The following is a 25,541-nucleotide window of genomic DNA, read 5'->3' as shown; positions in this document are numbered from 1 at the left end:
CCCCGTCCCCCCAGGAGAGTGCACAGGTGTGCACTGACGGGTAGCATGGGCGCCATGAGCCCCGTCCCCGTCACACCGGCGCCCGGCCCCTCGGTGCTCGACGCCGCCTCGCTGCTGTGCGAGGTGGCCGACGAGCTGGTGGTGCGCAGCGTCCGCGACACCCACGTGGCCGTGCTCGACCGGGTCCACGGCATCGGCCGTGCGGTCACCCAGGGCGGGCCGGGGGTCGTGGAGCGGGCCCACCGTGGCATCGCCGGCGGGATCTACGGCGGCCTCAGCGCCGGGCTGCGCGCCGCGTCGACCGGGCTCGACCGGGTCGCCGCCACCGGGGCGGGGCCGCGCCTGGAGTCACGGCCCGAGGGCCGTTTCCTCAGCGCCGCGGTCAACGGCCTCATCGGCGACAAGCTGCTGCGTGAGCGCCCGCAGATGGCCATCCCGCTCGCGGTGCGCCGCGACGGCAGCGACGTCGAGGTCGACGAGGCCGGGCTGTCGGCGGCCTTCCCCGACGCCACCGGGCGCCTCGTGGTGTTCCTCCACGGACTGTGCGAGGACGACTCCTACTGGGACCGCGGGCGCGACGAGGGCCGCCAGACCTACCCGGAGGCGCTGGCCGCCACCGGGTGGACCCCGATCGTGCTGCGGGCCAACACCGGTCTGCCGCTGCGGGAGAACGGCGTGGCCATGACGGCGCTGCTCCAGCGACTCGTCGAGGCGTGGCCCGTGCCGGTGACGCGGATCGCCCTGGTGGGCCACTCCATGGGAGGGCTGGTCATCCGCGCCGCCGGCGCGGTGGCGGCCGACCACCCGCAGCCGTGGACGGGCCTGGTCAGCGACGTGGTCACCCTCGGCACCCCCCACCTGGGGGCGCCGGTGGCCAAGGGGGTCGGCCACGGCAGCCGCGGGCTGGGCCTGCTGCCCGAGACCGCCGCCTTCGGTCGGATCCTCGACTGGCGCTCCTCGGGCGTGCACGACCTGGTCGCGGGGCTCACCGACGACGTGCCGCCGCTGCCGCACGCCCGCTACCACCTCGTCGCCGCCACGCTGAGCGGGTCGGAGGGCCACCCGGTGGGCCGCTTCGTCGGCGACCTGCTCGTGCGCCCGCGCTCGGCCTACGGCCGCGACGCCCGCGGACGCACCCTCTTCCCCGACGCCGACGTGCTCCACGTCGGGCGCACCGACCACTGGGGACTGCTCAACCACCCCGACGTCCACGGCGCTCTCGCCACCTGGCTGTCGTAGCCCCGGTCGGAGGGCTGACGCCGGCACCGCCGGCGTGGCAGGCTGCGCGTCATGGATGCCGAGGCCAGCACCGCGACCGGCGCCGCCCGCGAGCTGCGCGCGGAGGCCCTCGTCGCCGCCCCGCCGGAGCGGGTCTGGGCGCTGCTGACCGATCTCGGGGCCATGGCCCGGCGCAGTCCCGAGCTCGTCAGGATGCTGCCGCTCAAGCCCGGGGGCCTGCGCCCGGGTCAGTGGTACGTCGGCGTCAACCGCCGCGGCCCCGTCGTGTGGCCCACCCGGTCGGTCGTCGCCACCGTCGAGGCGCCGCGCGTGCTCGCCTGGGACACCCCGTCGAGCGGCGCGCGCTGGATCTGGGAGCTGGCCCCGGAGGCGGGTGGCACCCGGGTGGTCCACCGTCGGCCCGTGCCGCGTGCGCTGACCCGGGTCAGCGGGCTGTTCGCGGGTGCCCTGCTGGGCGGCGCGGCCGGGCACGCCGACGAGCTGGAGGCCGGCATGCGCGAGGGCGTCGAGCTGCTCCGGGTCGCCGCCGAGGGCGGCTGAGGCCCCCGCCGGACCCCGCAGGACCCCGTCGGGTGGTCATAAATCCGCTGTCGGCGAACAGGGGTGGATAAGGCGTGGATGTGTCCGTGGCACGGGCTAGGGTCGCCAACGTGAACCAGAACTCCAGCTCCTCGGCGCACGGCCCCACGATGGGCGGGGCCGGGCTCAACGTCCTCGACGACCACATCTACCAGCGCCTGCTGCGCGAGCGGATCGTCTTCCTCGGCTCGGAGGTGCGCGACCAGAACGCCAACGCGATCTGCGCCCAGCTCCTGCTGCTCTCGGCGGAGGACCCGGAGGCGGACATCTTCCTCCACATCAACTCCCCGGGTGGCTCGGTCGACGCCGGCATGGCGATCTACGACACGATGAACTACATCCCCAACGACGTGGCGACGGTCGGCATGGGCCTGGCCGCCTCGATGGGCCAGTTCCTGCTCTGCGCCGGCACCAAGGGCAAGCGCTACGCCCTGCCGCACGCGCGCATCATGATGCACCAGCCCTCCTCGGGCATGGGCGGCTCGGCCTCCGACATCAAGATCCAGGCCCAGCAGTCGCTCCACATCAAGAAGGTGCTCCTCGACCTCATCTCCGAGCACACCGGCCAGCCGGTCGAGCAGGTCATCGCCGACGCCGACCGCGACCGCTGGTTCACCGCCGACCAGGCCCAGGAGTACGGCCTGGTCGACCAGGTCATCAAGAGCGCTCGCGAAGCCGCCGACGACGGCCGCCCGGCCCGGCAGAAGGACTGACGACATGAACTACTACATCCCGCAGTGGGAAGAGCGCACCTCCTACGGCTTCCGCCGCATCGACCCCTACGGCAAGCTGTTCGAGGAGCGCATCATCTACCTCGGCACGCCGATCAGCGACGACGTGGCCAACGCCGTCATCGCCCAGCTGCTGTGCCTGCAGTCGATGAACCCCGACCAGGACATCAGCATCTACATCAACAGCCCCGGTGGCTCCTTCACCGCGCTGACGGCGATCTACGACACGATGCGCTTCATCAAGCCCGACGTGCAGACGGTCTGCCTGGGTCAGGCCGCCTCCGCGGCCGCGATCCTGCTCGCCGCCGGCACCCCGGGCAAGCGGATGGCGCTGCCCAACAGCCGCATCCTGATCCACCAGCCCTACACCGAGGGCACCTTCGGCCAGACCTCCGACATCGAGATCCAGGCCAACGAGATCATCCGCATGCGCGAGCTGCTCGAGAAGATGATCAGCGACCACAGCGGCAAGGACATCGAGCAGGTCAGCCGCGACATCGAGCGCGACAAGATCCTCACCGCCGAGGCCGCGGTGGAGTACGGCCTGATCGACTCGGTGCTCGAGTCGCTCAAGAGCCCGGCCCTGGCCTGAGCCACCCCGCTCCACCCGGAGCGACCCGACGGCCACCCTCGTGTCACCGCCCTCGTGGCGGCGGCGGGGGAGTACCGTCGTCGGGTCGCCCCGGCCGGTCCCGGCCGGCGCCCGACCCAGCAGCACACCGCTCCACCCAGCACCCGGCAGACAGCACAGGTAGGACCCCGGCCCCGGCGCCGGCAACGAGGAGGATGACCCCGTGGCACGTATCGGTGACGGCGGCGATCTGCTGAAGTGCTCCTTCTGCGGCAAGTCGCAGAAGCAGGTCAAGAAGCTCATCGCAGGCCCCGGCGTCTACATCTGCGACGAGTGCATCGACCTGTGCAACGAGATCATCGAGGAGGAGCTCAGCGAGGGCGCCGAGGTCAGCCTCGACGAGCTGCCCAAGCCGCGCGAGATCTTCGAGTTCCTCAACTCCTACGTGATCGGCCAGGAGCAGGCCAAGAAGTCGCTGGCCGTCGCGGTCTACAACCACTACAAGCGGGTGCAGGCCGGCCTCCAGCCCGTCTCGGGCAAGCACAGCAAGGACGAGGCGGTCGAGGTCGCCAAGTCCAACATCCTGGTCATCGGCCCGACCGGCTGCGGCAAGACCTACCTCGCCCAGACCCTGGCCCGCATGCTCAACGTGCCCTTCGCCATCGCCGACGCCACGGCGCTGACCGAGGCCGGCTACGTCGGCGAGGACGTCGAGAACATCCTGCTCAAGCTGATCCAGGCCGCCGACTACGACGTCAAGAAGGCCGAGACCGGCATCATCTACATCGACGAGATCGACAAGGTGGCCCGCAAGGCGGAGAACCCCTCGATCACGCGCGACGTCTCCGGCGAGGGCGTGCAGCAGGCCCTGCTCAAGATCATCGAGGGCACCACCGCCTCGGTGCCTCCGCAGGGCGGGCGCAAGCACCCGCACCAGGAGTTCATCCAGATCGACACCACCAACATCCTCTTCGTGGTGGGCGGCGCCTTCGCGGGTCTCGAGCACATCATCGAGCAGCGGGTGGGCAAGAAGACCCTGGGCTTCACCGCCGAGGTCCGCACCCAGGCCGAGCGCAAGGAGGAGGACCTGCTGGCGCTGGTGCGCCCCGAGGACCTCACCAAGTTCGGCCTGATCCCCGAGTTCATCGGCCGCCTGCCCCTCATCGCCAGCGTCAACAAGCTCGACCAGGCCGCGCTCGTGCAGATCCTCACCGAGCCCCGCAACGCCCTGGTCAAGCAGTACCAGAAGCTCTTCGAGCTCGACGGTGTCGAGCTGGAGTTCACCGACGACGCCATCAAGGCCATCGCCGACAACGCCATGGAGCGCGGCACCGGCGCGCGCGGCCTGCGCGCCATCATCGAGGAGGTCCTCCTCCACGTGATGTACGACGTGCCCTCGCGCGGCGACGTCGCCAAGGTCGTCGTCACCGGAGCGGTCGTCACCGGTGACGAGGCACCCACGCTGGTGCCCCGCGAGAGCGAGACCAAGAAGAAGAAGTCGGCCTGATCCCGGGTCGCACCCCGACGCACGAAGAACCGCCCCGGACCGTCGGTCCGGGGCGGTTCTCGTCGTGCGTGGGGCCCGCTCAGCCCTCGGTGGGCGCCGCGAGCTCGGCGCGCACCGAGATCGCGGTGGCCTCGGGGTCGCTGCGGAAGACCAGCTCGCCGGTGATGCGACCGGTGCGGCGCAGGTCGTCGGCGGCGCGCTCGGCGGCCACCACGAGGGCCTCGGGGCCCACGACCTCGACGCGGGAGAGCTCGGCGCGCATCGAGACCTTGGCCTGCGACTTGGCGCCGCGCACGCCGATCAGGGCCTGGGCCACGGCGTCCAGCGTCGACGGGTCGGCCGCGGCCGGTGCGCCGAGGTCGAGGGCGGTGGGCCACGGCGCGTGGTGGATCGAGCCGTCGGCGTCACCGCGGGGGTGCCACCACGACCAGACCTCCTCGGTGACGTAGGGCAGGAAGGGCGCGAGCAGGCGCAGCTGCACCTCGAGCGCGAGGGCGAGCGCGGCCTTGGCCGAGGCCGCGCCGGCGCCGCCGGACTCGTCGTAGGCGCGCTCCTTGACCAGCTCGAGGTAGTCGTCGCAGAACTCCCAGAAGAACTTCTCGACCGTCTCCAGCGCCGTGGTGTAGTCGTAGGCCTCGAAGGCCTCGGTGGCGCGCTCGACGACGATCGCGAGGCGACCGAGCAGCGCGCAGTCGACGGGCTCGGAGACCTCGAAGGCGTTGAGGGTCGTGGCGCCGACGCCGCCGAGGACGAACTTCGAGGCGTTGAGCACCTTCATGGCCAGGCGGCGCCCGACCTTCATCTGGCTCTCGTCGAAGGGCGAGTCGAGGCCGGGGCGGGCCATGGCGGCGCGCCAGCGCACGGCGTCGGCGCCGAACTTCGTGAGGATCTCGTCGGGCACGACGACGTTGCCCTTGGACTTCGACATCTTCTTGCGGTCGGGATCCATGATGAAGCCGGAGATCATCGCGTGGGTCCACGGCGCGGCGTGGTGCTCGAAGTGGCTGCGCACGACGCGCGAGAAGAGCCAGGTGCGGATGATGTCGTGGGCCTGGGTGGCCAGGTCCATCGGGAAGACGCGCTGCCACAGGTCGTCGTCGGACTCCCAGCCGCCCGCGATCTGCGGGGTGAGCGAGGAGGTGGCCCAGGTGTCCATGACGTCGGGGTCGCCGATGAAGCCGCCGGCCTGGCCGCGCTGGGCCTCGTCGTAGCCGCGGGGGGCGTCGGTGGAGGGGTCGACGGGCAGCTCGGCCTCGGTGGGCAGCAGCGGGTGGGCGTAGTCGGGCTCGCCGGAGTCGTCGAGGGGGTACCACACCGGGAAGGGGATGCCGAAGAACCGCTGGCGCGAGATCAGCCAGTCGCCGTTGAGGCCGCCGACCCAGTTGTCGTAGCGGTGCTTCATGTGGGTCGGGACCCAGGTGATCTCGCCGCCGCGGGCGATCATCTCCTCGCGGATGCCGGCGTCACGTCCGCCGTTGCGCACGTACCACTGGCGCGTGGCGACGATCTCCAGCGGCTTGTCGCCCTTCTCGTAGAAGTTCGTCATGCGCTGGGTGGGCTGGGGCTCGCCGTCGAGGTCGCCGGACTCGCGCAGCTTGGCCACGACGGCCTCGCGGGCGCTGAAGGCGGTCTTGCCGGCCAGGTCGGCGTACGCCGCGGCGGCGGGCTCGCTCGCCAGCCACTCGGGGGTCTCGCGCAGGAAGCGTCCGTCGCGACCGACCACGGTGCGCACCGGCAGGTCGAGCTCGCGCCACCAGGTGACGTCGGTGAGGTCGCCGAAGGTGCAGCACATCGCGATGCCGGCTCCCTTGTCCATCTCCGCGGCGGGGTGGGCCAGCACCGGCACCTCGACCCCGAAGACGGGGCTGGTGACGTGGGTGCCGAAGAGCGGCTGGTAGCGCTCGTCGTCGGGATGGGCGATGAGGGCGACGACGCTGGGGATCAGCTCGGGCCGGGTGGTCTCGATGTGGACCGCCTCGCCGGGCGAGCCGTCGGCGGCCACGGTGCGGAAGGCGACGCGGTGGTAGGCGCCGGCGTACTCGCGGGCCTCGAGCTCGGCCTGGGCGACGGCGGTCTGGAAGGTGACGTCCCACAGGGTGGGGGCCTCCTGCAGGTAGGCCTCGCCGCGGGCGTAGTTGCGCAGGAACGCGCGCTGGCTGACGGTCTGGGCCTTCGGGCCGATGGTCGTGTAGTGCTGCTTCCAGTCCACCGACAGCCCGAGGGTGCGCCAGAGGGTCTCGAAGACCTTCTCGTCCTCCTCGACCAGCCGCTCGCACAGCGCGATGAAGTTGGGCCGGCTGATCGGCACCTGCTTCTTGGCGTCGGGCTTGGCCGGCGGCTCGAAGTCGGGGTCGAAGGGCAGCGAGGGGTCGCAGCGCACGCCGTAGTAGTTCTGCACCCGGCGCTCGGTGGGCAGGCCGTTGTCGTCCCAGCCCATGGGGTAGAAGACCGACTTGCCGCGCATGCGCTGGAAGCGGGCGACCAGGTCGGTGTGGGTGTAGGAGAAGACGTGGCCGACGTGCAAGCTGCCGCTCACCGTCGGGGGCGGGGTGTCGATGGAGAAGACGTTCTCGCGCGGCTGGGTGCGGTCGAAGGCGTAGGTGTCGTCGGCCTTCCACCGCTGGCTCCAGGAGGCCTCGAGACCCTCCAGGGCAGGCTTGTCCGGTACGACGACGGCGCGGGTCGCGCTCGTCGTGTCGGGGGCCTGGGGCGACTGGGTCTCGGTCATGGCCCCAGATTACGGGTGCCGGTCGTCACCCTGAAATCGGTTCCCGAAACCATTAGCGCTGGTCAGCGGCACCGTCCTAGCCTGCCGGGCATGTCCGACGCGAGCGTCCGCACGACGGTGGAGCTGCTCACCGACCCCGCCGCCTTCCTCGCCGCGGCCGAGCCGGTGCTCGCCGCCGACCCGGTGGTGGCGACCGTGGTGGCCTCCGTGACCCGCCGGGCCGTCGAGGCGGCCGAGCGCGGCGAGCCCTGGACCGGGACCGGCCGGCCGTGCTGGTGGGCGCTCGTGCGCGAGGACGGTGCGGTGGTCTCCGCCGCGATGCGCACCGCGCCGCTCGCGCCCTGGCCGCTCTTCGTGCTGCCCATGAGCGAGGTCGCCGCGCGGGCCCTCGCCGGCCTGCTGCTCGAGCGGGGCGAGGAGGTGCGCGCGGCCAACGGTGCGCTGCCGGCGACCCGGGTGCTGTGCGAGGTGCTGGCGGCCGGGGGCGGGGGAGAGGTGCGGGTGCACGAGCAGACCCGGCTCTTCGAGCTGCGCGAGCTCGTGGCGCCCCGGTCTCCCGTGGGCCGGCTGCGGGCCGCGACGTCGCGGGACCTCGACCTGCTGGCGGGCTGGTTCGCGGCGTTCCACGTCGACGCGGCGGCGCAGGCGGGCCGCACGCCCGAGCACGACACGGTGGACGTGGTCGACCGCGCCGAGGTGGCCCGCCGCACGGAGGCGGGTCTGCTGTGGGTCTGGGAGGACGCCGAGGGGCGCGTCGTCCACCTCACCGGCCACAACGCCCCGGCGCACGGGGTGCTGCGCATCGGCCCGGTCTACACCCCGGCCCCCCACCGCGGCCACGGGTACGCCGCCGCCGCGGTGGCCGCCGTGGCGGCACGGGCGCTGGACCACGGGCACCGGCCCTGCCTCTTCACCGACCGGGCCAATCCGGTCTCGAACCACGTCTACACCGCCCTGGGGTTCGAGCCGGTCGTCGACATGGCCAACCTGCTGGTGGAGCCCGACCGCGGGCCCGACCCGGTGCCCGCGGCGGGCGGCGATCCCACCGGGGCCACCTCCTAGACTGGGAGGGCGATGACCCAGACCCCTGCGACACCCGACGTCCCCCGCCTCGCCGAGACCTTCTCCGAGGTGGAGGACGCCCTGCTCTCGCGCTGGCCCGAGACCCGCCTCGAGCCCTCGCTCGACCGGATCGCCGCCTTCACCGAGCTGCTCGGCGAGCCGCAGCGCTCCTACCCCGTCGTGCACCTGACCGGCACCAACGGCAAGACCAGCACGTCGCGGATGATCGACACCCTGCTGCGCAAGCTCGACCTGCGCACCGGCCGCTTCACCAGCCCCCACGTGGAGCGGATGAACGAGCGCATCAGCATCGACGGCGAGCCGCTCGACGACGAGGCCTTCGTGCGCGCCTTCAACGACGTGGCGCCCTACACCCACCTCGTCGACGAGGACCAGCTGCACCCGCTGTCGTTCTTCGAGACCGTGGTGGGCATGGCCTTCGCGGCCTTCGCCGACGCCCCGGTCGAGGTCGCGGTGCTCGAGGTCGGCATGGGCGGGGCCTGGGACGCGACCAACGTCGCCGACGCGGCGGTGGCCGTGGTGCTGCCCGTCGCCGTCGACCACGCCAAGTACCTCGGCGACCGGCCCGACACCATCGCCGCCGAGAAGGCCGGCATCATCAAGGCCGGCTCGCGCGTGGTGCTGGCCCAGCAGACGCCGGAGGCCGCGGCGGTGCTGCTCGCGCGCGCCGCCGAGGTCGGTGCCGAGGTCGTGCAGGAGGGCCTCGACTTCGGCGTGGCCGCCCGCACCCCGGCCGTCGGCGGCCAGGTGCTCTCGCTGCAGGGCCTCCGGGCGCGCTACGACGACGTCTTCCTCCCGCTCCACGGCGCCCATCAGGCCCAGAACGCCGCCGTGGCGCTCGCGGCGGTCGAGTCCTTCGTCGGCGGCGAGCAGCCCCTCGACGCCGACCTCGTCGGCGCGGCCTTCGCCGAGGTGACCTCGCCGGCGCGTCTCGAGGTCGTGCGCCGCAGCCCCACCATCGTGCTCGACGCCGCGCACAACCCCCACGGCGCCGAGGCCCTGGCCGCCGCGCTCGACGACTCCTTCACCTTCTCCCCGCTCATCGGGGTCGTCGGGGTCATGGGCGACAAGGACGCCGAGGGCCTGCTCTCCGCGCTCGAGCCGCACCTCTCCCACGTCGTGTGCACCCAGAGCTCCACCGACCGGGCCCTGCCCGCCGAGGACCTCGCCGAGATCGCGCGCGGCATCTTCGACGACGACCAGGTCACCGTCGTGCCCCGCCTGGCCGAGGCCCTCGACGCCGCCGCCGCGCTCGCCGAGGCCGGGGAGGCCTTCGGCGACCCGCTCGGCTCCGGCGCGGTGCTGGTGACCGGCTCGGTCGTCACCGCCGGCGAGGCCCGCGGCCTGCTCGTCAGCGAGCGCGGCACGCAGGCCCAGCGGGTGGCCCGCCGCGAGATCGACCAGCAGCTCGAGCAGGAGGACGACCAGTGAAGCGCTCGCCCAAGCGCGGCATGTGCGCCGCGATCCTCAGCCTCGAGGCGATCACCCTCGGCCTCACCACCCCGGTGCTGCTGACCCTGACCGACGTCTCCACCGGCGTCGGCCTGGCCATCGGCCTGGGGCTCGCCGTCGCCTGCGTCCTGCTGGCCGGGATGCTGCGCGCGGAGTGGGCCTACACCGCCGGCTGGGTGGTGCAGGCGGCCGCGGTGCTGCTCGGCTTCGTGGTGCCGATCATGTTCTTCCTCGGCGCGGTCTTCGCGCTGCTGTGGGGCACCGCCGTCCTCCTCGGGGTCAAGATCGAGCGCGAGCGCGCCGCGGCCTACGCCGCCCTGGAGCGCGACGGCGGACCCGAGCCGGTCTAGCGCTCCCGGGCGTCACCCCCGGGCCGCACCCGCCAGCGCGGCCAGGGCCCGGTCGAGCTCGGCGTCGGTGCAGCCGCCGAAGCCCACCACCAGCCCGGTCGCCCCCGAGCCGCGGGCGTAGTCGGCCAGCAGCGGCACGTCGAAGCCCGCGGCCCGCGCCGCGTCCTGGGCGGCCTGCGCGCGGTCGGCGTCGAGCGGCACCGTGACGTACATGCCCGCCGGGGGGCCGGCCGGCTCCCCGAGGGGCGCCAGCGCGGCCACGACGCGGGCCGCGCGCTCGGCGTACGTGCGGCGCGCGGAGCGGACGACCTGGTCGACGTAGCCGTCGCGCAGCAGCGAGAGCAGGGCCCGCTGGGCGGGCCAGGAGGCCGCGTCGTGGGTGGCGGCCCGGCGCTCGCACACGGCCGCGACCAGGTGGGCCGGCGGCACCAGCCAGCCCAGGCGCAGGCTGGGGGCGACGGTCTTGCTGGTGGTGCCGAGGTAGGCAACCCGGTCGCGGTCGAGCGCGGCCAGGGCGGGGATGGGCGCGACGTCGTAGCGGAACTCGGAGTCGTAGTCGTCCTCCACCACGACGGCGTCGGCGCGCCGCGCGGCCTCGAGCAGGCGCAGCCGGTGCGCGGCGGGCATCGGCGGACCGAGGGGGTGCTGGTGGGCGGGGGTGACGTAGGCGGCGGCGCAGCCGGCGAGGTCGTCGACGGGGGCGAGCGCGGGGAGGTCACGCACCTGGCGGCCGGTGCCGCGCACCGTCTCGACCGCGGCGCGGTAGCCGGGGTCCTCGACGCCGACCGGGCCGGGCGGGAGGACGCCCAGGAGGTGGCGGAGCCCGTCGGTGGTGCCGGCGGTGACGAGCACCTCGTCGGGGTCGAGCACCAGGCCCCGCGTGCGGGCGAGCCGCTCGGCCAGGGCCTCCCGCAGCTCCGGCAGGCCACGCGGGTCGTCGTAGCCGCGGGGTGGGACGCTCGCCGACACCTCGCGCCACGCGCGCCGCCAGGCCGCCCGGTGGCGCGGGTCGATCCACGGGGTGCCGGCGTCGAGGCGCACCAGCGCCGGGCCGGGGGGTGCGGGAGCCGGCCGCGCGGGCGGCGGTGCGGCCCGTGCGTGCAGGGCGGTGACGAAGGTGCCCGACCCGTGGCGTCCCTCCAGCCAGCCCTCGGCCACGAGCTGGGCAAAGGCTTGCTCGGCGACCGTGCGCGCCACCCCGAGGTCGGCGGCCAGGGCGCGGCTGCTGGGCAGCCGGTCGCCGGGGGAGAGGGCTCCCCGCGCGACCAGCGCCCGCACCTGGTCGCCCAGCTGCACCCCGAGCGGGTCGGCGGCGCGGCGGTCGAGGTGCACGGGCAGTGTCGTCGTCACGAGTGGCCTGCCGATCTGGTCGAGGAGTGGCACGTGTGCGAGGGCCATTCAACGGCGAGGCTGGACGTCGTGTCCACGCCTGCCCCTGCCGCCCCGCGCTCGCCCGCCCCGCTCTCGCCCACGCCGCGCACCACCGTGACCCGCGGTCGCAGTCGCGCGGTCGAGGACCGCGCCGCCATGCACGCGCTGCTCCAGGACGCCCTCGTCGCCCACCTCGGCGTCGACGTGGGCGACCACCCGCTGGTGCTGCCGGTCGCCTTCGCCGTCGACCTCGACGGGCCCGACCGCGACGGCACCCTCTACGTGCACGGCTCGGTCGCGGCCCGCTGGCTCACCCGCTCCGAGGGGGCGACGGTCTGCGTCACGGTCACCGAGGTCGACGGCCTCGTCACCGCCCGCTCGGCCTTCCACCACTCCATGAACTACCGCTCCGTGGTCGTGGTCGGCCCCGCCCGGATCGTCACCGACCCCGCCGAGAAGGCGCGTGCCCTCGACCTCACCGTGGACCACATGGTGCCCGGTCGCGCGGCCACGCTGCGGCCCAGCACCCGCAAGGAGGTCGCCGCCACCGCGGTGCTCGCCGTGCCGCTGCACGAGGCCTCGATGAAGGTGCGCGCCGAGGGGCCCGTCGACGACGAGGCCGACGTCGAGGCCGGCACGTGGGGCGGGCACGTGCCCGTCGTACGCCGGCTGGGGGAGGCCGTCAGCGACCCCCTCACCGACGCCCCGGTGCCCGCCGACGTGCTCCGGCGGGTGGCGGCGGGCCGGGCCTCGCTAGGGTGCGAAGCATGACCCAGCGCACCCTCGTCCTGCTCAAGCCCGACACCGTCAAGCGCGGACTGGTCGGGGAGGTCCTCTCCCGCTTCGAGGCCAAGGGCCTGCGCATCGTGGCCATGGAGCACCGCCTCATCGACGCCGCGAAGGCCGACGAGCACTACGCCGAGCACGTCGAGCGCGACTTCTACCCGCCGCTGCGCACCTTCGTCACCAGCGGCCCGCTCGTCGCACTCGTGCTCGAGGGCGACGAGGCCATCGAGGTCGTGCGCGCCCTCAACGGCGCCACCGACGGCCGCAAGGCCGCCCCCGGCACCATCCGCGGCGACCTGTCGCTGTCGAACCGCGAGAACCTCGTGCACGGCTCCGACTCCCCGGAGTCCGCCGAGCGCGAGATCGGGATCTGGTTCCCCGCCCTCTGAGCCCACCGGGGTCGCCACCCCACGAGTCACACACGCACCACGCGCCTCGGCGTGCCTGCGCCGAACCGGGCGGGGTCGTCCTTACCCTCGGGTGAGGGTCGACCCGTCCGTCGTGCCCTCCTTCCCCTGCACGGCACGAGCGCACTGCGAGGCACGAGTCATGGCGAACAGCTTCTTCGGCCGGGACATGGCCGTGGATCTCGGCACCGCCAACACGCTGGTCTACGCCCGCGGCAGGGGCGTCCTGCTCGACGAGCCCAGCGTGGTGGCCCTCAACGCCTCGACCGGCGAGATCCTCGCGGTCGGCCACGAGGCCAAGCGGATGATCGGGCGCACGCCCGACAACATCACCGCCATCCGCCCCCTCAAGGACGGCGTCATCGCCGACTTCGAGGCCACCGAGCAGATGCTGCGCTACTTCATCCAGCAGGTGCACCGGCGCCGGTCGTGGGCCAAGCCCCGCATGGTCATCTGCGTGCCCAGCGGCATCACCGCGGTCGAGCAGCGCGCGGTGAAGGAGGCCGGCTACCAGGCCGGCGCCCGCCGGGTCTACATCGTCGAGGAGCCCATGGCCGCCGCCATCGGCGCGGGCCTGCCGGTGCACCAGGCCACCGGCAACATGGTGGTCGACGTCGGCGGCGGCACGACCGAGGTCGCCGTGATCTCGCTGGGCGGCATCGTGACCAGCCTGTCGATCCGCACCGCGGGCGACGACCTCGACGCCGCGATCGTGGCGTGGATGAAGAAGGAGTACTCGCTCATGCTCGGCGAGCGCACCGCCGAGGAGGTCAAGATGACCCTCGGCTCGGCGTTCCCGCTGCCCGACGAGCCCGAGGCCGAGATCCGGGGCCGCGACATGGTCTCCGGCCTGCCGCGCACCGTCGTGGTCTCCAGCGCCGAGGTGCGCCTGGCCCTGGAGGAGCCGCTGCACGCGATCGTCGACGCGGTGCGCGCCACCCTCGACCAGACCCCGCCCGAGCTGGCCGGCGACATCATGGACCGCGGCATCGTCCTCACCGGCGGCGGCGCGCTGCTGCGCGGCCTCGACGAGCGGCTGCGCCACGAGACCGGCATGCCGGTCCACGTCGCGGAGGACCCGCTCACCTCGGTGGCCCTCGGCGCCGGCAAGTGCGTCGAGGAGTTCGAGGCCCTCCAGCAGGTGCTCGTGAGCGACCCGAGGCGCTACTGATGAGCCTGCTCGAGCGCGTGCGCACCCCCGACGGCTCCGGCCAGCCCGGCGCGTCCGGCCTGCCCGGCCGCTCCGGGTCGACCGTCCGCTCCCGCTCCGAGCGCGAGCGTCGCTGGAGCGCGGGCCGTGGGCCGCAGCGTCGCCCCTCCCGCGCCCTGCTGCTGGCGCTGGTGCTGGCCAGCACCAGCCTGATGGTGCTCGACCGCACCGGCGGCGAGGACTCCCCGCTGGAGCCGGCACGCCGCGTCGTGGGCGAGGCCCTCGGCCCCGCGGAGACCGGCGCCACCGCGGTGGTCCGCCCCTTCGCGAGCATCCCGGAGTGGTTCCGCACGCAGGGATCGCTGCGCGACGACCTCGACGCCCTCGAGGCCGAGAACTCGCTGCTGCGCGGCGAGCTGGCGACGGCCGGCCTCGACGCCAACCGCCTGGCGGAGTACGACGGGCTCACCCGCACCGCCGAGGACCTGGGCCACACGCTCGTCCCGGCGCGCGTGGTCGGCGTCGGGCCCGCCCAGTCCTTCTCCAGCACCGTCACCCTCGACGCCGGCTCCCAGGCCGGGCTCGCCCCCGACATGACGGTGGTCAACAACGACGGGCTCGTGGGCCGCGTCCTGCGGGTCACCAGCACCACCGCCACGGTCGTGCTGGTCATCGACTCCGAGTCGACCGTCGGCGCCCGCGCGGGGGAGAGCATGGAGGTCGGCTTCTTGCGCGGACGCGGCTCCTTCGGCGACGGCGGTCGGCTCGACCTCGAGCTGGTCGACGACCAGTCGGTGCCGGCGCGCGACGACAACGTCGTCACGTGGGGCAGCGACGCGGGCGCGCCCTACCTCTCCGGCATCCCGGTCGGCCGTGTCACCCAGGTCTACAGCTCGCTGCGCGACACCTCGCAGCGCGCCGTGGTCGAGCCCTTCGTCGACTTCAGCTCCCTCGACCTGGTGGGCGTCATCGTGCCCGCCGGCACCGACAGCGACCGCGCCGTCATCGACGCCGAGGGGGAGCTGCGATGAGCGCGCTGCGCGCGGCGGTGGCCGGCCTGGCCGTGCTGGTCGCCCTCGCCCTCCAGGTCGCCCTCTTCCCGCACCTGGCCTGGCAGGGCATCGTGCCCAACCTGTGCCTGCTGGTCGTCGTGGCCGCGGCGCTGACGCGGGGCCCGCAGTTCGCGATGGTGCTCGGCTTCGCCGCCGGCCTGCTGCTCGACCTGGCCCCGCCGGCCGACCACGTCGCCGGCCGCTGGGCCCTCGCGCTGCTCGTCGTGGGCTACGTCGCCGGGCTCGTGCGCCAGGACGTGCGACCCACCGCGGTCACCGTGGTCGGCACCGTCGCCGCCTCGTCCTTCGTCGGCACGTCGGTCTTCGCGATCAGCGGCCTGCTGCTGCGCGACCCGGTGCTCGGGGTCGGCGACATGATCCAGGTCATCGGCGTCGCCCTGGTCTGGGACGTCCTGCTCACCCCCTTCGTGCTGCCTCCCCTCATGGCCGCCTTCCGCCGCCTCGAGCCCGGCCGGGCGGCCCTGCTGTGAGCGTGCGCCCCGGCCGTCCCACCGGCCTGACCGTCAACGGCGAGGAGCAGGCCGGCACCCGGCGCAGCCGGCTGCGCCTCGTGGTCATCCAGGCCCTCGTCTTCTCCCTCTTCGCGACCCTCGGCGTGCGCCTCTACTACCTCCAGGTCGTCAGCGGCGAGCAGTACCGGACCCAGGCCGCCTCCCAGTCGGTGCGCGACATCGTCGTGCAGCCCCAGCGCGGCCTCATCGTCGACGACATGGGCCGACCCCTGGTGAGCAACCGCACCTCGTGGGTGGTCTCGGTCGACCGCACGCTGCTGGGCAAGTTGCGCGCGCGCGACCAGCGCACCGTGCTCGAGCGGGTCGCCGAGGTCAGCCGCACCCCGGTCCGTGACATCCGGCGCGCGCTGCTGACCTGCGGCGACCCCGGCAGCATCGAGGGCTCGTGCTGGAACGGCTCTCCCTACCAGCCGGTGCCCGTGGCCGAGGACGTGCCCAAGCGCACCGCGCTCATGATCCTCGAGCAGCCCGAGGACTACCCCGCGGTGCTCGCCGAGCAGCAGACGGTGCGGTCCTACCCCTCGCCGTACGGCGTCAACCTGGCCCACGTGCTGGGCTACCTCAGCCCGATCACCGAGGACGAGCTCGACCAGGCCGAGGCCGACGACGACAGCTCGGTCAACGGCGCCTCCTCGGTCGGACGCGCCGGCGTCGAGAAGCAGTACGACGCCTGGCTGCGCGGCATGCCCGGCTACAAGTCGGTGGCCGTCGACTCGATGGGCCGCGTGCTCGGCGACGACGGCGAGGTGCAGGCCCGCCCCGGCGACACCCTCGTCACCTCCATCGACGCGCGGGTGCAGGGCGTGGTGGAGCGCCAGCTGGCCCAGACCATCACGACCGCCCGCTCGACCTTCGACACCGTGACGGGCAAGAACTACGTCGCCGACTCCGGCGCCGCGGTGGTGCTCGAGGCCGACACCGGCCGCGTCGTGGCCATGGCCAGCCAGCCCACCTACGACCCCGAGGTCTGGGTCGGCGGCATCACCCAGAAGCAGCTCTCGCGGCTGTTCTCCGAGGCGGCCGGCACCCCGCTGCTGGGCCGCGCCACCCAGGGCCAGTTCGCCCCCGGCTCGACGTGGAAGCCGTTCATGACCGCGGGCGCGCTCACCCACGGCTACTCACCGAGCACGTCGCTGAACTGCTCCTCCTCCTTCCGCGTCGGCAACCGCGACTTCAAGAACTACGAGTCCGGCGCCTACGGCTTCATCTCCTTCGCCAAGGCCCTCGAGGTCTCCTGCAACACCTTCTTCTACCGCGTGGGCTACGACTACTGGCAGCGCTTCGGCTCCGACGTCAGCGACGTCGACGCCAAGGACCCGCTCGTGGCCGAGGCGCAGGCCTTCGGCTTCGGCTCCGAGACCGGCATCGACCTGCCCGGCGAGGCCTCGGGCCGCATCGCGGACCGGAAGTGGAAGCTCGCCTACTACGAGTCGATGAAGGACTACTACTGCGGCATCGCCGACAAGCCGCAGGACGCCGAGACCTCCGACTTCGTCTACACCTTCGCCGGGGAGTTCTGCGTCGAGGGCTTCGCCTACCGCGCCGGCGACGCGGTCAACTTCGCCATCGGCCAGGGCGACACCATCGTCACCCCGCTCCAGCTGGCCCGCGCCTACGGCGCGCTGGCCAACGGCGGCACCCTCTACGCCCCGCGCGTGGGCAAGGCCGTCGTCGGTCCCGACGGCAAGGTCATCCAGCGGATCCCGCCCCAGGTGCAGGGTCGTGTCGACCTGCCGGAGGAGACGCTGCGCTACGTCGACGAGGCCCTGAAGAACGTCACCCGCGTCGGCACGATGGCCTGGCGCATGGTCGGCTTCCCCCTCGACGAGGTGCCGATCCGCTCCAAGACCGGCTCCGCGGAGGTCTACGGCAAGCAGTCGACCTCGTGGGTCGCCTCCTACTCCGACGACTACGTCGTGGTGATGATGGTCAGCCAGGGCGGCACGGGCTCGGGCACCTCGGGCCCGGCGGTGCGCAAGATCTGGGAGGCGCTCTACGGCGTGGACGGTGAGTCGGTCGTGGCCGACGACGCCGCGATCCCCGGCACCACCCCGCCCGCGGGCCTGCCCACCTTCGCCGACGACGGCTCGATCCTGCCGCCGGTGCGGCCGACCACGGAGGAGTCCCGGTGAGCACCACCGTCCGCCCGCCCGTCCGACCGACTGTCCGACCGAGCATGCGTCCGGGCCTGCGCCCGGCCCCGGTGTCGGCGACCACGCGTCCCCGGCTGCGCTGGGCCGGCGTCGACTGGGTCCTGCTCGGCGCCGTGCTCGGCCTGGTCACCCTGGGCACCCTGCTGGTCTGGTCGGCCACGATCGGTCGTGACGACCTCACCGGGGGCGACCCCACGGCCTACCGCGACAAGCAGCTGGTCAACGTGTCCATCGGCCTGGTGCTGATGGCCGGGGTGGCCGTCTCCGACCACCGCTGGGTCCGCGTCGCGGCGCCGCTGGTCTACCTCGGCTCGGTCCTCGGCCTGGTGCTCGTGCTCGTCATGGGCACGACCATCAACGGCTCGCGCTCGTGGCTGATGCTCGGCGGCATGTCGGTGCAGCCCTCGGAGTTCGCCAAGCTCGCCGTGGTCATCGGCATGGGCCTCGTGCTCGCCGGCCGGGCCCGCGGCCGCTGGCGCTCGCGGGTCGGCGGGGTCGAGGTGGGGCTGATGCTCCTCATCGCCGCCGTGCCCGCCGCGCTCATCCTCCTCCAGCCCGACCTCGGCACGATGCTCGTGCTGACCGCGACCGTGTTCGGGGTGCTGGCGGTCTCCGGGGCCCCGCGCCGGTGGCTGGCCCTGCTCGCCGGCGGCGGCGTCACCGCCGCCGCGGTCGCGGTGGCGGCCGGGGTGCTCAAGGACTACCAGGTCGACCGCTTCATGGCCTTCACCAACCCCGACCTCGACCCCCGCGGCGCCGGCTACAACGTCGAGCAGGCCCGCATCGCCGTCGGCAACGGCGGCCTCGTCGGCGAGGGCCTCTTCGACGGCTCGCAGACCCGCTCGGGCTTCGTGCCCGAGCAGCACACCGACTTCGTCTTCACCGTGGCCGGCGAGGAGCTCGGCCTGCTCGGCGCCGGCCTCGTCATCGCCCTGCTGCTCGTCGTGCTGTGGCGGGCGCTGGTCATCGCCACCCGCACCGAGGACGTGTTCGGCCGCGTCGCCGCCGCCGGCATCGCCTGCTGGTTCGGCTTCCAGGCCTTCCAGAACATCGGCATGTGCCTGGGGATCATGCCCGTCACCGGCGTGCCGCTGCCCTTCGTGTCCTACGGCGGCTCCTCGATGTTCGCCGGCATGCTCGCCGTCGGCCTGCTGCAGAACATCCACCTGCGCGCCAGCGCGCCCCAGCCGCAGCGCTACACCGCCTCGCCCCGGGTGCGCGCCGTCCGCTGACCCCGGTGCACCCCTGGGGCGGTGCGGCTCAGGGCTGCACGGACAGGAACAGGAACGTCGCGAGCAGCACCAGGTGCACGAAGCCCTGGAGCGACTTGGCCCGGCCCTGCGCGATGGTGAGGCTCGAGACCACCACGGTGATGGCCAGCAGCACCATCTGCGTCGGCTCGAGGCCGAGCACGAGCGGGCCGTCGAGCCAGATCATCGCCACCGCGATGGTCGGGATGGTCAGCCCGATGGAGGCCATCGCCGAGCCGTAGGCGAGGTTGAGGCTGATCTGCACCCGGTCGCGCGCGGCGTTGCGCACGGCGGCGATCGACTCCGGGGCCAGCACGAGCAGGGCGATGACCACGCCGACGACGGCGTAGGGGAAGCCCAGGGCCGAGACGGTGTCCTCGATGGTGGGGGAGAGCAGCTTGGCCAGGCCGACCACCGCGACCAGGGCCCCGACCAGCAGGCCCAGGCTCAGCCACGCCTCCCGGGCCGGCGGCGGGTCGGCGTGGCCGTCCTCGTCCTCGTCGACCAGTCCGGTGACCCGGCCCTGCTCGTCGCTGGTGACCGGCACGAAGAAGTCGCGGTGGCGGATGGTCTGGGTGAAGACGAAGGCGCCGTAGAGCGCCAGCGAGGCGACCGCGGCGAAGCCCAGCTGCGAGGCGGAGTACTCCCGGCCCGCGCCGGAGGTGGTGAAGCTGGGCAGCACCAGGCAGACCGCGGCGAGCGCCACCACGGTGGAGAGGGCCGAGCCCGTGCCGGAGGCGTTGAAGCTGACCAGGTGGTGCTTGACCGCCCCCACCAGCAGGGCGATCCCGGCGATGCCGTTGAGGGTGATCATGAGGGCGGCGAAGACGGTGTCACGGGCGTAGGTGCTGGTGCCCTCGCCGCCGCTGGTCATCAGCATGACGATCAGCCCGACCTCGATCACGGTCACCGCGACGGCCAGGATGAGGGAGCCGAAGGGCTCGCCGACCTTGTGGGCGACGACCTCGGCGTGGTGCACGGCGGCCACGATCGCCCCGACGAGGACGACCGCGATGAGCACCAGCACCGGCCACGCCTCGTGGCTGGCCCAGGTGGCGGCGAGCACCACCAGGGCGAGGACGGGCACCACGACCGTCCACTGGAACCGGCCGCGGACGCTCGTGTCGGTCATGGCACGAGCCTAGACGCGCGGACTCGGTCGGCTCCGCGGGGCTGACGTACCCTGAGACCTTGTCCGGAGCGCGTCCGGGGACCCCCGGACGCCACCACGACCCGCTGTGAGGTTGCTGCATGTCCCCGACCCTGGGCTCCGCCGAGAGCCGCGTGCTCGGCGAGAGCGTCTTCTCCCGTCTCGAGCCCTTCCTGCCGAGCGTGTCGAAGCCGATCCAGTACGTCGGCGGCGAGCTCAACTCCACCGTCAAGGCCTGGGACTGCGCGGCCGAGAGCACCGACGGCGGCGAGACCGTGCGCTGGGCGCTGATGTACCCCGACGCCTACGAGGTCGGCCTGCCCAACCAGGGCGTCCAGATCCTCTACGAGGTGCTCAACGAGCGTGACTGGATCGTCGCGGAGCGCACCTACGCGGTGTGGCCCGACCTGGAGGAGATCATGCGGCGCGGCGACGCGCAGGGGCCGATCCCGCAGTTCACCGTCGACGCCCACCGCCCCGTGCGCGACTTCGACGTGCTCGGGCTGAGCTTCTCCACCGAGCTGGGCTACACCAACATGCTCAACGCCCTCGACCTCGCGGGCATCCCGCTGCACGCCGCCGACCGCACCGACGGCGACACCATCGTGCTCGCCGGTGGCCACGCCGCCTTCAACCCCGAGCCCATCGCCGACTTCGTCGACGCCGCCGTGCTCGGCGACGGTGAGGAGGTCGTGCTGGCGATCTCGGAGGTCGTGCGCGACTGGAAGGCCCAGGGCCGCCCGGCCGGCGACATGGCCTCGGGTCGCGACGAGCTGCTGCGCCGGCTCGCGGTGAGCGGCAACATCTACGTGCCCCGCTTCTACGACGTCTCCTACGCCGCCGACGGCACGCTCGAGGCCGTCGTGCCGACCGTGCCCGGCGTGCCCCACCGCGTGCGCAAGCACACGCTCATGGACCTCGACGCCTGGCCCTACCCCGCCAAGCCGCTGGTGCCGCTGGCCGAGACCGTCCACGAGCGCTTCTCGGTCGAGATCTTCCGCGGCTGCACCCGCGGCTGCCGCTTCTGCCAGGCCGGCATGATCACGCGCCCGGTGCGGGAGCGCTCCATCGAGACCATCGGCGCGATGGTCGAGAACGGCATCCGCACGACGGGCTTCGAGGAGGTCGGCCTGCTCTCGCTCTCCAGCGCCGACCACACCGAGATCGGCGAGGTCGCCAAGGGCCTGGCCGACCGCTACGAGGGCACCAACGTCTCGCTCTCGCTGCCCTCGACGCGCGTCGACGCCTTCAACATCTCCCTGGCCAACGAGTTCTCCCGCAACGGCCGGCGCTCGGGCCTGACCTTCGCCCCCGAGGGCGGCTCGGAGCGGCTGCGCAAGGTGATCAACAAGATGGTCACCGAGGAGGACCTGATCCGCACCGTCGCGGCGGCGTACTCCCACGGCTGGCGGCAGGTGAAGCTCTACTTCATGTGCGGCCTGCCCACCGAGACCGACGAGGACGTGCTCCAGATCGCCGACCTGGCCAAGCGGGTCATCGCCAAGGGCCGCGAGGTCTCCGGGCGCAACGACATCCGCTGCACGGTCTCCATCGGCGGGTTCGTGCCCAAGCCGCACACCCCCTTCCAGTGGGCCGCGCAGCTCGACCACGAGACCACCGACGACCGGCTGCGCCAGCTGCGCGAGACCGTGCGCGCCGACAAGAAGTTCGCCCGCGCGATCGGCTTCCGCTACCACGACGGCAAGCCCGGCATCGTCGAGGGACTCCTCTCCCGCGGCGACCGCCGCGTCGGCGCCGTCATCGAGCAGGTCTGGCGCGACGGGGGCCGCTTCGACGGCTGGAGCGAGCACTTCTCCTACGACCGCTGGATGCAGGCCGCCGCGCAGGCGCTGGCGGGCACCGGCGTCGACGTCGACTGGTACACCGTGCGCGAGCGCGGCTACGACGAGACCCTCCCGTGGGACCACCTCGACTCCGGCCTCGACAAGGACTGGCTCTGGGCCGACTGGGAGGACGCCATCGACCCCTCCTCCGACGTCGAGGTCGAGGACTGCCGCTGGACCCCCTGCTACGACTGCGGCGTGTGCCCCGAGATGGACACCGAGATCCAGATCGGCCCCACCGGGCGCCAGCTGCTGCCGCTCGCCGTCGTCTGACCCGTCCTCTGACCCGGCGTCCTCGGGAGCGGGGTCAGGAGGCGGCGCCCAGGAGCGGGGCAACGAGGGAGGACCCGTCGGTGTTGTAGGCCACGCAGACCACCCGGTCGCCGTCCTGCGGCGGGACCTGCTCGGAGATCGGGATGAGGGTCATGCGGGAGATGTCGACGTTGGTGCCGTCGTAGCCCTCGGCGCTGGCCAGCTCGGCGCAGCCGGTGGGCTCGCCGTCGACGACCTCGGTGGCCACGACCTCTCCGTCGTGGGCCTCGGTGCAGTCGACCTCGCGGATGTCGGTGACGTTCTCCTCGGAGTCGTCGGTCAGTCCGTCGGCGGTGAGGCAGGTGCCGGCCTCGAGGTCGTCGAGGGTGGTCAGGCTGGTGCCCACGGTGACGAGGGCGACGATGCCGCCGATGAGCGCGAGGGTGCCGAGCAGGCCCACGACGATGGCGGTGACCGCGGCCCAGCGGCCCTTGGCGCGGCCCTCCTTGGTGCGGCCCAGCCCGACGAGGCCGAGGATCGCGCCGACGAAGGACAGGCAGCAGGTAAAGCTCAGCACCAGCGCCACGACGGAGAGGGTGTCGGTGCCCTGCGAGCCGGACGGGCCCGACGGGCCACCGGGGTAGCTCTGGCCGTAGGGCCCGGCGGGCTGGGCCCCGGGCTGGCCGTACGGCGACCCCGCAGGCTGGCCGTACGGCGACCCCCCGGGCTGGCCGTAGGGGGTGGGCTGGCCGTACGGCGACGGCGGGCCGGCCGGGTCGCCGTCGGCGCCGCTCTGGTCGCCGGGGCCGTGGGGAGGTGTCGTCACGCGCTCACTGTAGGGCGCGGCGCGCCGGCGGGAGGGCGTCCTCGAGAAACACCGGACGGGCGACGTAGGCCCCCAGGACGGCCATGGGGAGCACGAGCGCGGTGAGCACGAGCAGCGGCACGGTCCAGCCCCCGGTGGCCTCGTTGAGCAGCCCCACGGCGAAGGGGCCGAGGGCGGCGAGCAGGTAGCCGACCGACTGGCTGAAGGCCGAGAGCGCCGCCGTGCCCTCGGGGGTCCGGGCGCGCAGCCCGATGAGCGTGAGCACGAGGGGGAAGGTGCAGGCGCCGACCCCGGCGACGACGGCCCACAGCGGTGCGGTCCACCACGGGCTCAGCACCATGCCCAGGTAGGCGACGGGGTAGGTGCCGATCACCCCCAGCAGCAGGGCGCGGGGGCGGCGGGTGGTGGCCATCAGCCGCGGCAGCCACAGCGACAGCGGGATGCCGGTGCCGGCCAGCAGGCCCACCAGCGCCCCCGCGGCGGTCGGCGACCAGCCGGCGTCGCGCCACAGCTGGGCGAACCAGCCGAAGATCGCGTAGGCCTGGAGCGCCTGGAGCCCGAAGCAGCCCGCCATCGCCCAGCCCAGTCGCGTGCGTGCGACGTCGAGGAAGGACACGCGCGAGCCGCCGCGCTCGACCGCGCGGTCGCGTCGCACCAGCGCGACCCACGGCAGCGCCGCGATCACCGCCAGCAGGGCCCACGTGCCCAGGCCCCAGCGGAAGCCGCCGCCGGCCTCGGAGATCGGCACGGTGAGGGTCAGTGCGAGGGTGAGACCCACGGCGAGGGCTGCGGTGTAGAGCGAGGTGACCGGTCCGATGCGGTCGGGGAAGTGCAGCTTGACCAGCGACGGCAGCAGCACGTTGGCCATCGCCATGCCGCCCACCGCGAGCAGGGAGGCGGCCAGGAACACCACGTCGTCGTCGGTCAGCACCCGCGCCACCAGCCCGGCCGCCGCGGCGAGCAGGGTGAGCAGGGTCGTGCGGTGCAGTCCGACGCGCGCCGCCGTGGCCGGTGCGAGGGCACCGAGCACGGCGAAGGCCAGCACCGGCAGCGAGGTGAGCAGGCTGGCCTCGCCGGCCCCGAGGCCGAGACCGCTCCTGACCTCGGCCAGCACCGGGCCGACGCTCACGGCGGCGGGGCGCAGGTTGAGCGCCAGCAGCAGCACGCCCACGAGGACGAGGGGCACGGTGCGAGCGACGTGGCGGGTGGCGCGGCGGGTGGCGGGGCGGGTGGCGGGGCGGGGGGAGCTCACCGGGCCCATGCTGGCACCGCACCCACGACGCACGACGGGCGGTGGGGGCAGGATGGGGTCGTGCTCCACGTGAGCGACCGGCAGCGTCGCGACCGCATCGCCCTGCGCCACGGCATCGACCCGGCGCGGCGTCGCGCCGACGCCGAGGACGCCACCCGTGCGGTCGCGGTGCTCCACGCCACCGAGCCCGCCACGGTGCACCTCTCGCTGCAGGCGCGGGTCGACGGGCTGCGGCGCTCCGACGTGGAGCGTGCGCTCCACGAGGAGCGCACCCTGGTCAAGCAGCTGGCGATGCGCCGGACCCTCTTCGTGCTGCCGCGCGACCTGCTCCCCGCGGCCTGGGGGAGCGCCTCCGCACGGGTGGCCGGCACCGAGCGGGCGCGCCTGGCCAAGGACGCCGAGGCCCACGGCCTGGCGGACCCGGGCGGGGGCGCCGCCTGGGTCGAGCGTGCCCGCCGGGAGGTGCTCGGCGTGGTGGCGGGCTCCGTGGAGGGTCGCCCGGCGGCCGAGGTCAGGGCCGCCGTGCCGGCGCTGGCGGCGCCGGCGCCCGCGGCGGGCGCGCCCTCGTCGTCGGTGCCCCCGACGGTGAGCCGGCTCCTGACCCTGCTGGGCGCCGAGGCCGAGGTGGTGCGGGGGGTCAACACGGGTCACTGGCGCGTCTCCCGGCCGCGCTGGGCGCCGATGGCGGCGTGGCTGGGGGAGGAGCCCCGACCGTGGTCGGCCTCCGACGGCTGGGCCGAGCTGGTGCGCCGCTGGCTCGGCGCCTTCGGGCCGGGCACCGAGGCCGACCTGGTGTGGTGGCTGGGCTCGACCAAGGGCATCGTGCGGGCGGCGCTCGCGCGCCTCGAGGCCGTGGAGGTCGCCCTCGACGGCGGAGCCACCGGGTGGCTGCTCCCCGACGACGACCTCCTCGCCCACCCGCTCGACGGGGCCCGGAGCCAGGAGGTCGGGCCCTGGGCGGCGCTGCTGCCCGTGCTCGACCCCACGGTCATGGGCTGGAAGGAGCGCGCCTTCTACCTCGGCCCGCACCGCGACGCGCTCTTCGACCGCAACGGCAACGCCGGCACCACCGCGTGGTGGGACGGTCGCGTCGTGGGCTGCTGGGTGCAGGACGAGGCGGGGCGCGTGCTCGTGCGCCTGCTCGAGGAGGTCCCCGCCGCCGGGCGCGCCGCGCTGGAGGCCGAGGCCGACCGGCTGTCCGACTGGCTCGCTGGTGAGCGCGTCGGCACGGTCTACCCCTCGCCGGCGATGCGGGCGCCGGCCTGACCTCTCGTA

22 protein-coding genes are annotated in these 25,541 nt (G+C 73.7%); 17 read left to right on the top strand and 5 right to left on the bottom strand.

Annotated features, from left to right (window positions below; all coding sequences use genetic code 11):
* The first annotated feature begins 54 nt into the window (after window positions 1-54).
* The 5 genes from M3673_RS12535 (at window position 55) to clpX (ending at window position 4,627) form a co-directional block, all read left to right on the top strand.
* Entirely contained in the window at window positions 55-1,239 is a 1,185-nt protein-coding gene (locus M3673_RS12535) for a triacylglycerol lipase (RefSeq protein WP_251534098.1), read from the top strand.
* 51 nt (window positions 1,240-1,290) lie between these two features.
* Complete coding sequence (locus tag M3673_RS12530; RefSeq protein ID WP_251534096.1) at window positions 1,291-1,779, top strand: SRPBCC family protein; 489 nt, start codon at window positions 1,291-1,293, stop codon at window positions 1,777-1,779.
* A gap of 149 nt (window positions 1,780-1,928) precedes the next feature.
* A complete protein-coding gene (locus tag M3673_RS12525) occupies window positions 1,929-2,531 on the top strand; it encodes an ATP-dependent Clp protease proteolytic subunit (protein ID WP_056864552.1) in 603 nt (200 codons plus the stop codon).
* 4 nt (window positions 2,532-2,535) lie between these two features.
* Window positions 2,536-3,141 (top strand): ATP-dependent Clp protease proteolytic subunit, encoded by a 606-nt coding sequence (locus M3673_RS12520; RefSeq protein ID WP_056863745.1) that lies wholly within the window; start codon window positions 2,536-2,538, stop codon window positions 3,139-3,141.
* A gap of 202 nt (window positions 3,142-3,343) precedes the next feature.
* The gene (gene clpX, locus M3673_RS12515) at window positions 3,344-4,627 is read left to right on the top strand and encodes an ATP-dependent Clp protease ATP-binding subunit ClpX (RefSeq protein ID WP_056863746.1); all 1,284 of its coding nucleotides are present in this window, start codon (window positions 3,344-3,346) and stop codon (window positions 4,625-4,627) included.
* Between the two features lie 79 nt (window positions 4,628-4,706).
* Here clpX and valS read toward each other — a convergent pair whose 3' ends face one another.
* On the bottom strand, window positions 4,707-7,355 hold the full coding sequence (gene valS, locus M3673_RS12510) for a valine--tRNA ligase (RefSeq protein ID WP_193661372.1): 2,649 nt from the start codon (window positions 7,353-7,355) through the stop codon (window positions 4,707-4,709).
* Between the two features lie 90 nt (window positions 7,356-7,445).
* On the opposite strand from valS, the gene M3673_RS12505 reads away from it, so the two are divergent.
* From M3673_RS12505 to M3673_RS12495, 3 genes are read left to right on the top strand one after another with little or no spacing between them, the layout of a single operon-like run.
* Window positions 7,446-8,417 (top strand): GNAT family N-acetyltransferase, encoded by a 972-nt coding sequence (locus M3673_RS12505; RefSeq protein WP_251534094.1) that lies wholly within the window; start codon window positions 7,446-7,448, stop codon window positions 8,415-8,417.
* A 12-nt stretch (window positions 8,418-8,429) separates the two neighbouring features.
* Window positions 8,430-9,869: a folylpolyglutamate synthase/dihydrofolate synthase family protein gene (locus M3673_RS12500; protein WP_193661370.1), complete on the top strand. Its 1,440-nt coding sequence runs from the start codon at window positions 8,430-8,432 to the stop codon at window positions 9,867-9,869.
* Window positions 9,866-10,240 carry a DUF4233 domain-containing protein gene (locus M3673_RS12495; protein ID WP_228942296.1) on the top strand — a complete coding sequence of 125 codons (375 nt, stop codon included), beginning with the start codon at window positions 9,866-9,868 and terminating at the stop codon, window positions 10,238-10,240. The genes M3673_RS12500 and M3673_RS12495 overlap by 4 nt, the downstream gene beginning before the upstream one ends.
* 12 nt (window positions 10,241-10,252) lie before the next feature.
* Here the strand turns inward: M3673_RS12495 and M3673_RS12490 are convergent, their stop codons facing one another.
* Entirely contained in the window at window positions 10,253-11,638 is a 1,386-nt protein-coding gene (locus M3673_RS12490) for a PLP-dependent aminotransferase family protein (RefSeq protein WP_251534092.1), read from the bottom strand.
* A 21-nt stretch (window positions 11,639-11,659) separates the two neighbouring features.
* Here M3673_RS12490 and M3673_RS12485 point away from each other — a divergent pair, with 21 nt between their 5' ends.
* From M3673_RS12485 to rodA, 7 genes are all read left to right on the top strand, one after another.
* A complete protein-coding gene (locus M3673_RS12485; protein WP_251534091.1) occupies window positions 11,660-12,382 on the top strand; it encodes a pyridoxamine 5'-phosphate oxidase family protein in 723 nt (240 codons plus the stop codon).
* Window positions 12,379-12,786 carry a nucleoside-diphosphate kinase gene (gene ndk / locus M3673_RS12480; protein ID WP_251534089.1) on the top strand — a complete coding sequence of 136 codons (408 nt, stop codon included), beginning with the start codon at window positions 12,379-12,381 and terminating at the stop codon, window positions 12,784-12,786. Before M3673_RS12485 ends, ndk begins: the two co-directional genes overlap by 4 nt.
* 160 nt (window positions 12,787-12,946) lie before the next feature.
* Window positions 12,947-13,975 (top strand): rod shape-determining protein, encoded by a 1,029-nt coding sequence (locus M3673_RS12475; RefSeq protein ID WP_056863751.1) that lies wholly within the window; start codon window positions 12,947-12,949, stop codon window positions 13,973-13,975.
* Complete coding sequence (mreC, locus tag M3673_RS12470) at window positions 13,975-14,985, top strand: rod shape-determining protein MreC (protein ID WP_251534087.1); 1,011 nt, start codon at window positions 13,975-13,977, stop codon at window positions 14,983-14,985. The genes M3673_RS12475 and mreC overlap by 1 nt, the downstream gene beginning before the upstream one ends.
* Window positions 14,982-15,497, top strand: a complete 516-nt coding sequence (gene mreD / locus M3673_RS12465) for a rod shape-determining protein MreD (RefSeq protein ID WP_056863752.1) — start codon at window positions 14,982-14,984, stop codon at window positions 15,495-15,497. The genes mreC and mreD overlap by 4 nt, the downstream gene beginning before the upstream one ends.
* Window positions 15,494-17,671 carry a penicillin-binding protein 2 gene (gene mrdA / locus M3673_RS12460; RefSeq protein ID WP_251534086.1) on the top strand — a complete coding sequence of 726 codons (2,178 nt, stop codon included), beginning with the start codon at window positions 15,494-15,496 and terminating at the stop codon, window positions 17,669-17,671. Before mreD ends, mrdA begins: the two co-directional genes overlap by 4 nt.
* Window positions 17,668-18,924, top strand: coding sequence for a rod shape-determining protein RodA (rodA, locus tag M3673_RS12455; protein WP_251534084.1), 1,257 nt, complete (start codon window positions 17,668-17,670; stop codon window positions 18,922-18,924). The genes mrdA and rodA overlap by 4 nt, the downstream gene beginning before the upstream one ends.
* 28 nt (window positions 18,925-18,952) lie before the next feature.
* On the opposite strand, the gene M3673_RS12450 is transcribed toward rodA, so the two are convergent.
* On the bottom strand, window positions 18,953-20,074 hold the full coding sequence (locus M3673_RS12450; protein WP_056863753.1) for a calcium:proton antiporter: 1,122 nt from the start codon (window positions 20,072-20,074) through the stop codon (window positions 18,953-18,955).
* Window positions 20,075-20,193: 119 nt separating this feature from the next.
* On the opposite strand from M3673_RS12450, the gene M3673_RS12445 reads away from it, so the two are divergent.
* On the top strand, window positions 20,194-22,209 hold the full coding sequence (locus tag M3673_RS12445) for a TIGR03960 family B12-binding radical SAM protein (protein ID WP_251534083.1): 2,016 nt from the start codon (window positions 20,194-20,196) through the stop codon (window positions 22,207-22,209).
* Between the two features lie 34 nt (window positions 22,210-22,243).
* On the opposite strand, the gene M3673_RS12440 is transcribed toward M3673_RS12445, so the two are convergent.
* Together M3673_RS12440 and M3673_RS12435 are read right to left on the bottom strand one after the other, a co-directional pair.
* Entirely contained in the window at window positions 22,244-23,014 is a 771-nt protein-coding gene (locus M3673_RS12440) for a hypothetical protein (RefSeq protein ID WP_251534080.1), read from the bottom strand.
* A gap of 4 nt (window positions 23,015-23,018) precedes the next feature.
* Window positions 23,019-24,275, bottom strand: a complete 1,257-nt coding sequence (locus M3673_RS12435) for an MFS transporter (RefSeq protein WP_374108198.1) — start codon at window positions 24,273-24,275, stop codon at window positions 23,019-23,021.
* 51 nt (window positions 24,276-24,326) lie between these two features.
* Here M3673_RS12435 and M3673_RS12430 point away from each other — a divergent pair, with 51 nt between their 5' ends.
* Window positions 24,327-25,532, top strand: coding sequence for a winged helix DNA-binding domain-containing protein (locus tag M3673_RS12430; RefSeq protein ID WP_251534077.1), 1,206 nt, complete (start codon window positions 24,327-24,329; stop codon window positions 25,530-25,532).
* The last annotated feature ends 9 nt before the right edge of the window (window positions 25,533-25,541 follow it).

Source organism: Nocardioides sp. P86, from assembly GCF_023712465.1.
GTDB lineage: Bacteria > Actinomycetota > Actinomycetes > Propionibacteriales > Nocardioidaceae > Nocardioides > Nocardioides kribbensis.
Note: the sequence above shows the minus strand (reverse complement) of the source record. Positions and strands in the feature narration are given on the sequence as shown.

What these genes read in the sequence shown, in the direction of transcription:
- M3673_RS12500 (WP_193661370.1), top strand. Translation starts at nt 8,430, where the DNA reads ATGACCCAGACCCCTGCGACACCCGACGTCCCCCGCCTCGCCGAGACC.
- M3673_RS12435 (WP_374108198.1), bottom strand. Translation starts at nt 24,275, where the DNA reads ATGGGCCCGGTGAGCTCCCCCCGCCCCGCCACCCGCCCCGCCACCCGC.
- M3673_RS12525 (WP_056864552.1), top strand. Translation starts at nt 1,929, where the DNA reads ATGGGCGGGGCCGGGCTCAACGTCCTCGACGACCACATCTACCAGCGC.
- M3673_RS12535 (WP_251534098.1), top strand. Translation starts at nt 55, where the DNA reads ATGAGCCCCGTCCCCGTCACACCGGCGCCCGGCCCCTCGGTGCTCGAC.
- valS (WP_193661372.1), bottom strand. Translation starts at nt 7,355, where the DNA reads ATGACCGAGACCCAGTCGCCCCAGGCCCCCGACACGACGAGCGCGACC.
- M3673_RS12530 (WP_251534096.1), top strand. Translation starts at nt 1,291, where the DNA reads ATGGATGCCGAGGCCAGCACCGCGACCGGCGCCGCCCGCGAGCTGCGC.
- ndk (WP_251534089.1), top strand. Translation starts at nt 12,379, where the DNA reads ATGACCCAGCGCACCCTCGTCCTGCTCAAGCCCGACACCGTCAAGCGC.
- M3673_RS12475 (WP_056863751.1), top strand. Translation starts at nt 12,947, where the DNA reads ATGGCGAACAGCTTCTTCGGCCGGGACATGGCCGTGGATCTCGGCACC.
- mreC (WP_251534087.1), top strand. Translation starts at nt 13,975, where the DNA reads ATGAGCCTGCTCGAGCGCGTGCGCACCCCCGACGGCTCCGGCCAGCCC.
- mreD (WP_056863752.1), top strand. Translation starts at nt 14,982, where the DNA reads ATGAGCGCGCTGCGCGCGGCGGTGGCCGGCCTGGCCGTGCTGGTCGCC.
- M3673_RS12445 (WP_251534083.1), top strand. Translation starts at nt 20,194, where the DNA reads ATGTCCCCGACCCTGGGCTCCGCCGAGAGCCGCGTGCTCGGCGAGAGC.
- M3673_RS12490 (WP_251534092.1), bottom strand. Translation starts at nt 11,638, where the DNA reads ATGGCCCTCGCACACGTGCCACTCCTCGACCAGATCGGCAGGCCACTC.
- M3673_RS12505 (WP_251534094.1), top strand. Translation starts at nt 7,446, where the DNA reads ATGTCCGACGCGAGCGTCCGCACGACGGTGGAGCTGCTCACCGACCCC.
- M3673_RS12450 (WP_056863753.1), bottom strand. Translation starts at nt 20,074, where the DNA reads ATGACCGACACGAGCGTCCGCGGCCGGTTCCAGTGGACGGTCGTGGTG.
- M3673_RS12520 (WP_056863745.1), top strand. Translation starts at nt 2,536, where the DNA reads ATGAACTACTACATCCCGCAGTGGGAAGAGCGCACCTCCTACGGCTTC.